This window comes from Archangium sp. (genome assembly GCF_057119385.1).
This window is the reverse complement of the sequence record NZ_DBNGVP010000081.1, coordinates 35,792-43,430: the sequence shown is the minus strand read 5'-3', so window position 1 is coordinate 43,430 and position 7,639 is coordinate 35,792. Positions and strand designations below refer to the sequence as shown.

At 66.0% G+C, this 7,639-nt stretch carries 7 protein-coding genes; all 7 read right to left on the bottom strand.

Features of this window, described 5'->3' with window-relative positions; all coding sequences use genetic code 11:
• Positions 1-169: 169 nt before the first annotated feature.
• Positions 170-2,410: a peptidase domain-containing ABC transporter gene (locus AC16DP_RS20060; RefSeq protein WP_329726533.1), complete on the bottom strand. Its 2,241-nt coding sequence runs from the start codon at positions 2,408-2,410 to the stop codon at positions 170-172.
• Positions 2,400-3,356: an efflux RND transporter periplasmic adaptor subunit gene (locus AC16DP_RS20055; RefSeq protein WP_329726532.1), complete on the bottom strand. Its 957-nt coding sequence runs from the start codon at positions 3,354-3,356 to the stop codon at positions 2,400-2,402. The genes AC16DP_RS20060 and AC16DP_RS20055 overlap by 11 nt, the downstream gene beginning before the upstream one ends.
• Positions 3,353-4,303, bottom strand: coding sequence for an efflux RND transporter periplasmic adaptor subunit (locus tag AC16DP_RS20050; RefSeq protein ID WP_329726531.1), 951 nt, complete (start codon positions 4,301-4,303; stop codon positions 3,353-3,355). The genes AC16DP_RS20055 and AC16DP_RS20050 overlap by 4 nt, the downstream gene beginning before the upstream one ends.
• A 494-nt stretch (positions 4,304-4,797) precedes the next feature.
• Positions 4,798-5,775, bottom strand: a complete 978-nt coding sequence (locus AC16DP_RS20045) for a type VI immunity family protein (RefSeq protein ID WP_329726530.1) — start codon at positions 5,773-5,775, stop codon at positions 4,798-4,800.
• Positions 5,776-5,794: 19 nt separating this feature from the next.
• Positions 5,795-6,322, bottom strand: coding sequence for a hypothetical protein (locus AC16DP_RS20040; RefSeq protein ID WP_329726529.1), 528 nt, complete (start codon positions 6,320-6,322; stop codon positions 5,795-5,797).
• A 10-nt stretch (positions 6,323-6,332) separates the two neighbouring features.
• Positions 6,333-6,722: a PAAR-like domain-containing protein gene (locus AC16DP_RS20035; protein ID WP_329726528.1), complete on the bottom strand. Its 390-nt coding sequence runs from the start codon at positions 6,720-6,722 to the stop codon at positions 6,333-6,335.
• The gene (locus tag AC16DP_RS20030; RefSeq protein ID WP_329726527.1) at positions 6,719-7,618 is read right to left on the bottom strand and encodes a beta-ketoacyl synthase N-terminal-like domain-containing protein; all 900 of its coding nucleotides are present in this window, start codon (positions 7,616-7,618) and stop codon (positions 6,719-6,721) included. The genes AC16DP_RS20035 and AC16DP_RS20030 overlap by 4 nt, the downstream gene beginning before the upstream one ends.
• Positions 7,619-7,639: the final 21 nt, after the last annotated feature.

The following is a 7,639-nucleotide window of genomic DNA, read 5'->3' as shown; positions in this document are numbered from 1 at the left end:
GGGCTCCTGGGGGGTCGAAGCGGGCGCGGACAAGCGGCGGCAGTATAGAGTGCCGCCTGCTGAACAGTTCAGGCGAAAGGACGGCCGGTCGGGTACCTGCCCGAGGCCCCTCCAACACCCGGCGGATGGCTGTTCGAGGCTCTTGGATTCGCGGAGCCTGGGACTCGGCCTACCCTGCCCGGGCCCTGGGCGTGGCGGGCTGATCCATCTGCGCGTTGACGAGCTTCGCGTAATAGCCGCCGCGCGCCACCAGCTCCTCGTGGCTGCCCGTCTCCACCACGCGTCCCGCGTCCATGACGACGATGACATCCGCCCGGCGGACGGTGCTCAACCGGTGGGCGATGACGACGCGCGTGCACTTCAGGCTCGCGAGGGCCTGCTGCACCTGGGCCTCGGTGATGGCATCCAGCGCGCTCGTCGCCTCATCCAGCAGGAGGACCGCGGGGCGGTGCACCAGGGCTCGCGCCAGGGCCAAGCGTTGCCGCTGGCCTCCGGACAGGGCCGAGCCGCGGTCCACCAGGAGCGTGTCGTACTGCATGGGCATGGCCACGATGTCGTCGTGGATGCAGGCCAGCTTCGCGGCTTCGATCACCCGCTCCAGGGGCAGCTCGGGCTCCGCCAGGGCGATGTTGTCCCGCAGCGACGAGCCGAAGAAGGACGGATCCTGCAGAACGATACCCATTTGTGACCGGAGCGAGCGCAGGTCCAGGTTCGTCAGATCCAGGCCGTCATAGGCGACGCGGCCGGAGGTGGGCAGGTAGAGCCCGAGCAGCAGGTTGGCCAGCGTGGACTTGCCGGCTCCCGAGCGCCCCACGATGGCGATCATCTGCCCCGGGGCGATCTTCAGGGACACGTCCTGGACCACCAGGGGCGAGGTGGTGCCATAGCGGAACGACACCTTCTCCAGCTCGATGGCGCCCTCGAGCTTCACCGGCATGGCCGCCTTGTCGCGGGGTTGCTCGGGGGGCGCGTCCAGCACCTCGTTGATGCGCTCCAGGTAGCTGCCCAGGAGCTGGAACTCACCGGCCACGGCGATGAGGTTGGCCAGGGGCACCAGCATGGCGCCCGCCAGCGCGTTGAGGCTCAGCATCTCGCCCAGGGACAGCCGCCCCTCGAGCACCTGATAGGCCCCCACCACCAGCAGCACCAGGGGCGAGGCCAGCCGCAGCATGCTCGTGAGCGACTCCACCCAGAGCCCCAGGCGCCCGCGCTCGAGCGTGACGTTCATCACGTCCACGTAGAGATGCGAATAGGACTCCACGGACCGCCGCTCGGCGCCAAAGGACTTCAGCGTCTGCATGCCGGTGAGCATGGCGATCTGATAGCTCTGGTTCTTCGCATCCAGCTCCAGGCTCTGGGACAGCAGGCTGCGCCGCCGCTCCCGCGTCACCAGGAAGACGAGCACCTGGATCGCGCTGAGTCCCAGCACCACCAGGCCGATCCACGGGCTGACGAGGAAGAGCAGCACGAAGTAGAGCAGCACCAGCGACCCATCGAGCATCGTGGAGATGACGGTGGAGGAGAGGACCTCGCGCACCTTGGACTGCATGCCCACGCGCATCATCAGGTCGCCGGCCGGGCGGAGCTGGAAGAAGGAGAAGGCCAGGCCCACCAGGTGGTCCAGGAAGCCCAGCGTCATGCCCGAGTCGATGCGGGTGCGCATCTCCAGGAGCAGGTGGCCGCGCAGCAGCGAGGCGATGAGGTGGAACAGGACGAGCCCGGACAGGGACAGGGCCAGCACCGCGAGCAGGTGGTAGTCACCCCGAGGCACCACGCGGTCCACGACCATGCCCATGAGCATGGGGACGGCGAGCGCGAAGAGCTGGAGGGTGGCCGACAGCACGATGATGCGCTTGAGCGTGTCGGATTGGCGCAGCAGCGGCACCAGGTAGCGGAAGGCTCCGGCGCGAGGCGTGACGATCCGCTGGAAGTCCTCGCCCGGCTCGAAGAGGAGCGCCACGCCGGTGAAGTGCCGGCTGAAGCCCTCCATGGACACGAGGCGCCGTCCCTGGGCGGGGTCGACGATCTGCACCTGGCCGCGGACGAGCCGATCGAAGACGACGTAGTGGTTGAAGTCCCAGTGGAGGATGGTGCCGGTGGGCAGGTGCTCGAGCCGATCCAGGTCGATGGCGACGGCGCGTCCCCGGAGACCCAGGCGGCGCCCGGCCTCCAGCAGCGTACGCGCGGAGATGCCATCACGGCCGATACCAGTCACCGCGCGCACCTGGTCCAGGCTCATCTCCCGGCCGTGGTAGCCCAGCACCATGGTCATGCACGCGGCGCCGCAGTCCGCCACCGACAGTTGCCGCACCTCGGGCAGGGTCTTCAGCCGCGCCTGCAGCCGCTTGAGCGCGGGAAAGCGCTCCAGGAACCCGGGCTTGTGCTCGGAGGGCGTCTGCTCAGTCGTCATGGGGGAAGAGGGCCTTGAGTCCCGGGATCAGCGTCAGGATGATGGGCTCGGAGCGGACCGCGACCTCCGCCCGCGCGGGCATTCCATCGAAGAAGTCCAGCACCCGCCCCTCGTGGGTGAAGGTCCGCGAGGGGATTCTCGCCCGCACCAGGACGATGGGGCCGTCCACCTTCACCGCATCGCCCAGGTCCGGCCCCAGGTAGCGCTTGAGCTCACCGGGGCCGATGATCTGATCGCCCACCGACTCGATGAGCACCTCGCGGTAGTCGTAGTGGAAGCCAGCCAGCTCCACGCGCAGGGGCATGCCGGGCTCGAGGAAGGGCCGGTAGTAGCCGGGCAGGAAGGCCAGCAGGAACACCGGCGCATCGTCCTCCACCAGCGACGCGACCGAGGTGCCCGCGGTGAGGAACTGTCCGGGCTGGATGCGCAGCGCCCCCACCACGCCCGCCACGGGAGCGCGCAGGGAGCGAGCCTCCACGCGGGCCTGGGCCAGCTCCTGCTCGGCCCGCAGCGCCGTGAGGGCCAGGCGGGCGGACTGATCCGTCAGATCGCGCATGTAGCGCACCAGATTCAGCTCCAGCTCGTGCTGGACGCGGGTGAGCGTGTGGCGCTCCTCCTCGGATTGCAGCGTCACCAGGAGCTGTCCGGCCTCCACGCGCTGACCGGGCTGCACCAGCACCGAGGCCACCACACCACCCGCGGGCGTCGTCACCTCCGTGCGCCGCTCGATCCGCACCACCGCGCTGCCGGAGGCGTACTCGGAGACCGTGCCGATCAGACACACGAGCAGACCCACGCCCAACATGCCCATCAGCAGCGCGTACGTCCAACGCGTCCAGCCGGGGGCGAGCTGCAACACATCGCCCTCCTGCCTGCGGTAGTGCTGGTAGTACTCCAGCGCCTCCTTGCGGAAGATGGACGGCTTGCCCTGGCCTTGCTCGCTCACTGCCGCGCCCCCACCGTACTGCCCGCCTGCGGGGCCTGCGCACTGGCCGCCGGCTTCACCCGCACCGTCGTGCCCGCGGGGACGAAGACACCCGGGGGCACCTCCACGTCCGCGAGCGCGAAGATCATCAGGGAGGCGACATCCACCTCCGGAGCCACCTGGCTCACGCGCCCCTGGAGCACCCGCTGCTGCTCGGTCACCTCCACGCGCACCGATTGCCCCACCTCCACGCGCTGCACCTGTTGAGCGGGGATGGCGAAGCGCACCTGCGGCGTTCCACGGCGGAGCACGTGCACCATCGCCTGCCCCGGCTGCACCAGTGCGCCGGGATGGGTGAAGCGCCCGGCCACCTGACCGTCGAAGGGAGCGCGCACCACCAGTTCTTCCACGCGCTGGCGCAGCTGGGCCACACGGGCCTCCTGCTCCTGCACGCGCGCCTGGGCCTGCGCCAGCTTCGCCTCGGCGAGCTGCTGCTCGAAGCGCGCCGCGGACACCTCTTCCTGGGAGATGGCGCCCACCGAGAGCTGTGCGGGATCCTCCCGCCGCTGCAACCGCTCTTGGGCCTGCTTCAGCGACAGCGCCGCCACCTGCTGCTCGGCGCGGCTGGACAACAGCGCCGCCTCGGCGATGGCCAGTTCCTGCCGCGTGCCCGCGGAGTCCAGCGTCGCGACAACCTCACCCCGGCGCACCACGCTGCCCACCTGAACGCGCACGTCCTCCACGCGCCCTTCCAGCCTCGCGGCGAGATTCACGGACGCATCGGAGATCACCACGCCCAGCAGGCCCTTGTCGGTGGTGTCTTCCGGAACACTCCGGGCCACGGCGTTCCCGGGGGTCGGCGTCACACCACCCCGCTCCGGGTGGGAACGCGGGCGGAGCCACGCCACACCTCCCAGGAGGGAGAGCAGGATCAGGGCCAGCCCTCCGATGAACGCGCGTGAAGCCATCGCCCGCATCGTAGGGGATCTGCCGCCGGGCCCGAAGCTCACGCAGGGGGGGAGCTAGGGTTGAAACTCCAGGGCCTTCTCTGGTCGAGGCGATTGGAACTGGACCAGCGGCCCCTTGCACCTCAAGGAACCTAGGGAGCCGTCCAGCCCTAACCAGCGGTTCACAACCCACCGTAAACACTCGGGTTTCCTCATCCGAAGTTGTCCAGCCGTCCCAGCCAGTACTCCAAAACCCTAGATTTTTGCGGCTAGCTTGCTGCTGGGCCCCGCCTCGGTGGCACCCGTGGCCTCGGGGTCTGGCCGGCTGCTGACCGTCCGGGAGGTTGCGGAGCGGCTGGGGTGTGCCGGGCCACGGATTACCAGCCGTGCGTACGAATTGCCCCACGTCCGCATCTTCAACGCGGTGCGAATAACGCAGGGCGCGGTGCGCTGGCGCTGGCGCGTCTACATGCGAGTTGAGCAACTGGGCCGACACACTCCGTACGGCCATGCCGTTATCGATTGTCCCAGGCCAGAGCAGGACGGAGATCGAATCGCTCCAGCCACGCCTGTCCAGCCGCCTCGTCCGGAAGGCCGAGATGGAGCGGAGCTGAATGCTCGAACCGTCGCGGCCTTAGGACCTTGGCGACTAGAGGGAGCAGCCCGAGGTCACCCGCACCGCGGTTCACATCTCCAACCGGGGGATGTCTGGCTCCACGAATCAACAAGCCGTTTCGTAGGCGCTGGACCTCGCAACCCTCGAGCGCTGACCGTAGCTTCTCTTCTCCCCCGAGTGCCTCCGCTGTCTCGTTATCGAGGAGATTGAGCCAGTGCGCGGTTAGAACCCTGCCGCGCATCCAGTTCTTGACCCAATCGTAAGCAGGATCAAACCCCAAGAATCGGGGAACCAGCTTCTGGATTTCTTCTCGTGCCTCCACCTCGTACGAGATGGTGTAGATGAACGACATCCCAGCATGACCCGTGGAGAATGGGAACAGTTCAGCGGCCTCTCTGATGAACGCGAGGAACACGCTGTCTTCGACCGTGTTCAGGAAGTCCCAGGGGAACTCCAGCCGCAGGAGGCTGGTCTCGTTCGGGAAGATGGGCTCCGCGAGGGTCGAGCCGCGATAGCGGGCGCCAAACTGGCCAGCCTGGCCATCACTACTTGAGGAGAGCACGAATCCATATCCCTCGATATCCTCGGTAACCGGCATCGTTCGCAAGTCGTTGAGCAGGTGGGTGCGCCGGCCGAGGTCAAATGGCTCCCAACCGCCCTGCACATATTCATCCTCGCTGGTGACGTAGGTCGTCGCAATCGCTCCCTCGGGGATGAATCGAAGGTAGCTCTCAAGGACATCGGCTGTCGCGGCATTGGCTGCCGGCAGTGGAGCAGCCGTGTAGAGCAGGAGTGCCATTCCGGGCCGCACCACGACTACCTCGTCACCGTCGTAGGCCCGGGTCTTCGCAAGGAAACTCAGTTCTCGTCTCGTCATTGACTGCCTTCCAGGCTGACTAGCGGCAGGACTGGCTGGTGAGTGGCGTGGGCATCTCGGTAACGCCCAGCCTCATGCTTAACTTCAGATAGCGATCATATTGTGATTTGCCCTCTGGGAAGTAGAAATCCGCGCCTGGGTTCCCTTTTCCCCGAGAGAAGCGGACCTCGCCCGTCCGTTTGTCGTAGTACTGTGTTCCACCAGGGCAGACGAATTTGAAATCGAAGAATTGCGTCGGGTTGCCGGCAGCATCAGTGGAGCATGCGTCCGGCCACAGTGTGCCCTTCAGCGTTCCGGCGGCTTTCATCTGGGCGCGGCTCTGCGTCAGGCGGCTGCCGTCGCTCGCATACCCTCGCTCTCCAGCGATATGGGGTGGCGCTTTATGGTTCTGGATGGCCATATCGCAACACTCGTGCTTAGCCTCTCCGAGCGAAGTGCAGGTGTCTTCCGGCTTTGGCTTAGTATTTTTGTGGCACTCACAGAGGATTTCCTGGAGCACCATCTGCGCGGTGACTGGACTGCCCGATTTTTGACTGACCATTGTCATGAGGGCCCACTCACATGCAGTTCTTCTTGTTGTTGGTCATGATGTCGCCCAGCAATTGGACGTTCTTGCCTTCTATCTTGACGTTCATCGAGCCAGGACCAACGAATTCGGTGACGTCCTGAGTGCTGGCGGAGATCAACCCGCCCCCCGTTCCCTGGCTCGCCACGTCCCCTGTGCTCTTGAAGGATGCACCTTTGATCGCGACCTTCTTACCCGTCACCGTGACCGAGGTCGAAAAGCCCTGCGGCGAGTTGTCCGACTTACCGATATTGGGCAGCGGCGTGGGAACGAAAGGAGCGGGTGGCCCTGGCATCTTGCAAACATTTGGCAAGGCGGCCAATTTGATGCCGTTGCTATTTTCAGTAACAGGCGTTCGTGGGGTATTGACCGTGACGTTCATCGCGCTCCTTCTTGATTGAAGTGAAGCACAGCCGCACCGCGGAGGCCGGACTCCGAACCGCACCACACCATCGGGGCAGCACCGGGCGAGAAGCCCCTTTCCTCGCTGACGATTGGCAGCATCAGGAGCAGGGGCGCCGTGGCGGCACCGGTATGTCCCCAACAGTCAGCTGGAGCGACATAGTCCACTGCATTCACGATCGTAGCGGATGGGACGCGCAGGATGGCGTATGAAAACTCGTCCTCCCGATAACGCTCGCCATTGATGTCGCAGTATTGCTTGGTGATGGGCATTCCCGCCTCGGCGGTTGCCTCGCGTATGGCTTGCGCGAGCCCCTGGCCCACACACACGGTTCTCGTGTGCATTGCATGCTCCTCCTGGGCCATGGCCACTCCTGCGATTCTTGCCAGCGATTTGAGTTTGAACCGGCGGGCGAATTCAGCGTTGCACACGGCGAGCCAACCCGCGCCTTCACCGGGCGGAAAGCCCCAACGGTTGCTGGAGGATGCAACCCGCCCGGCTTCATCCAGGGACTCAAGGAGATCGGGATCCATGAAGGAGTCAGCGCCACCCACGAGGCAGCACTCCGCCTGGCCGCTGCGCAGCTCAGCGACCGCTCGCTCCAGCCCCACGAGGCCCGATGCATTTCCCTCAGTGATGACGGTCATCTCAGGAACACATACGGAGGCGGCGTGTTGCGCCAAGCGATCGAAGATCCACCGGGCATCGTCCCGGGTGAAGAGCGGGCTCAGCTCCGGGAGGCCCAGATAAATCGGTAGCCTCATCTTGCGCTTCGGAGGCAGGCATTCGATGACTTCATCGAAGGCGCTGGTGGCGAGTTCAAGGATGCGCTTACTCCGCACCTGCTCGCCCAGGGTCCGGTCCATGGCGGTCATGAAAGGCTCGCCGGACCTATC

Excerpts from the sequence above, each read along its gene's own strand:
- AC16DP_RS20060 (WP_329726533.1), bottom strand. The coding sequence starts at position 2,410 with ATGACGACTGAGCAGACGCCCTCCGAGCACAAGCCCGGGTTCCTGGAG.
- AC16DP_RS20050 (WP_329726531.1), bottom strand. The coding sequence starts at position 4,303 with ATGGCTTCACGCGCGTTCATCGGAGGGCTGGCCCTGATCCTGCTCTCC.
- AC16DP_RS20045 (WP_329726530.1), bottom strand. The coding sequence starts at position 5,775 with ATGACGAGACGAGAACTGAGTTTCCTTGCGAAGACCCGGGCCTACGAC.
- AC16DP_RS20040 (WP_329726529.1), bottom strand. The coding sequence starts at position 6,322 with ATGACAATGGTCAGTCAAAAATCGGGCAGTCCAGTCACCGCGCAGATG.
- AC16DP_RS20035 (WP_329726528.1), bottom strand. The coding sequence starts at position 6,722 with ATGAACGTCACGGTCAATACCCCACGAACGCCTGTTACTGAAAATAGC.
- AC16DP_RS20030 (WP_329726527.1), bottom strand. The coding sequence starts at position 7,618 with ATGACCGCCATGGACCGGACCCTGGGCGAGCAGGTGCGGAGTAAGCGC.